The 1,999-nt window shown below is 65.5% G+C and carries 1 protein-coding gene; it reads left to right on the forward strand.

All coding sequences use genetic code 11. The features are described 5' to 3' along the window. Positions 1-1,999, forward strand: a 1,999-nt coding sequence (locus C6A77_RS25090; RefSeq protein ID WP_275937133.1) for a T6SS effector BTH_I2691 family protein, incomplete at both ends; no start/stop codon positions are given.

Genomic DNA, 1,999 nt, shown 5'->3' on the forward strand with positions numbered 1-1,999 from the left:
TTCGGGCCGCTGCACCATTCCGCCTACACCCTGCGCGCGCTGCGCCCGGGCTATGTCTACGTGTTCATGCAAGGCCCTCTGGGCGACACGCTGGTCATTCACGAGTACGTCGGCGCCGGCCTCTACAAGGCCCTGCGCTATCGCGGGCTGGACGATTACCACCGGCGTGATCGCTACCTGTCCAGCCGCCCGATGGGTTGGGTGTGGGCCGATACCTGCCCCGATACCGCCAAACACGTGTGGATCGGCTACAGCTCGCACCTGTGGAGCAACGCCATGACCGCGCGCATCACCGCTTCGCCGGCCCTGCGCAAACGGCACATGCGCCAGCTGGACATGGCCGAGCTCATCGCCGGCAACCAGGCCCCTTCGACTCAGCCCCACGTACTGCCGGTCAGTGCCCTGCAAACCTGGGTCGAAGACTTCAAGCCAACCGACCGGCGCATGCCGCTGACCTGGAGCAGCGACCCGATCACCGAAACCCTGCCCATCGGCAACCTCGTCGCGCTTGCCCGGCACTACCCCTACACCCAGCCCAAGGTGCCGGTGGTGGTGGCCCTTGCCGATGCCGAAGGCATGGCCCTGGACCTGAGCCTGACGGTGTCTGTCTATCAGCATCAGCTGCGTGACCTGATGCCCGCCGAGCAGCTGGAGCACCTGAAACCCGCACAGGGGCCCGAGCAGGCACGCGTGCCGGCGTGCTACCGGCTGGACGCCGAACAGCTGAGCGTGCAAAGCCGCGATTTCCACCACCGCAACCTGGTGGCGATGCTGCTGAACAAGACGCTGGAAAGCCTGTACCCGGCGCAGGCTCCTGCGCCGGAGCTGGCCGAGTTGCGGCTTGGCACGCAGCGCCGCGGGCCGGCCCTGTCGCCGTCCGAGTCACGCTTTCAGGCCCTCACCCATGAAGACTACTCGCCCAATGGCGCGCGCCTGGCCCAGCGCCTAGACCTCGCCAAGTATCGGCGCTTCCTCAGCGAGCGCGATGAGCTGCAGCGGCGCATTGCCGCCCTGCGCCAGCAGGCGTTGCACGCCAGCGACGATCATGACGCCTGGCTGGGCACGGCCGAACCGCAATACATCGACAACCCCTACAGCCTGGCGGCGGCCCTGGCCTGCTACGACCGGGACGAACCCGTTTCCGCCCGTGGCCTGGAAATCTCCCTGGCGCTGCTGATCCAGGCGATGGGCCAGCCGGCGCCCGGCACCGAAGACCGGGACCTGCGCCTGAAACGGCTGGAACAATGGCTGGATCAGCACGACAGCCCGCTGTACACCGCCCTGGCGCCATTCAACCCGTTCAAGGACAAGGCCGATGCGGTCGGCTCCTTGCTCGGCGCCAGCGACAACGTGATCGAGGGTTTGGCCGGCCGCTTTCCGGCCATGGCTGACATTACCGACCTGACCGCCCAGTCGGTGCACACCGTGGTGCTCAAGCGCCTGCGCGGCCAGACGCGCTGGGATGCCAGCCATGGCCTGCGCCAGCAGGTGCTGCTGGCGGCGCGTGAGGCGAATGCCGAGAAAGCGCTGGGGCTGTTGGCGGCGCGCTACCGGATTACCGGGCAGGCCATCGCGGAACATCCGTTCAGCCAGGCAGTGGAGCAATACCTGAAGAGCGGCATGGCGCAAGTCGAAGAAATGAAAGCGCTGCGCATTTCAGGCAGCCGGACCGTGTCGATCGAACTGACCACCACCGCGCGCGTGAAACCCAACTTTCTCGGCTTGCTGACTGCGGGTGGTGGCAGTGGATTGAACGCGGGGATGCTGTGGTTCAACGTGATTGCGCTCAAGAACGCCTACAACAGCCTGCAGCAGAGCGATGCACCGGAATACACCCTGGGGTTCGCTTCATCGATCTTTGGGGTGATGGGGGCGGCATCTGCGACGCTGGTGAGTGTGCGCGCAGCGCAGAAAGCGGTGATGTTGAGGTTGAGTGCAACAGCGCCGGGGATGGCGTTTGGTAATGGGGTAGTCAAATTTTTAAGCAGTAATCTTTATG

Source organism: Pseudomonas sp. AFG_SD02_1510_Pfu_092 (genome assembly GCF_003331055.1).
GTDB lineage: Bacteria > Pseudomonadota > Gammaproteobacteria > Pseudomonadales > Pseudomonadaceae > Aquipseudomonas.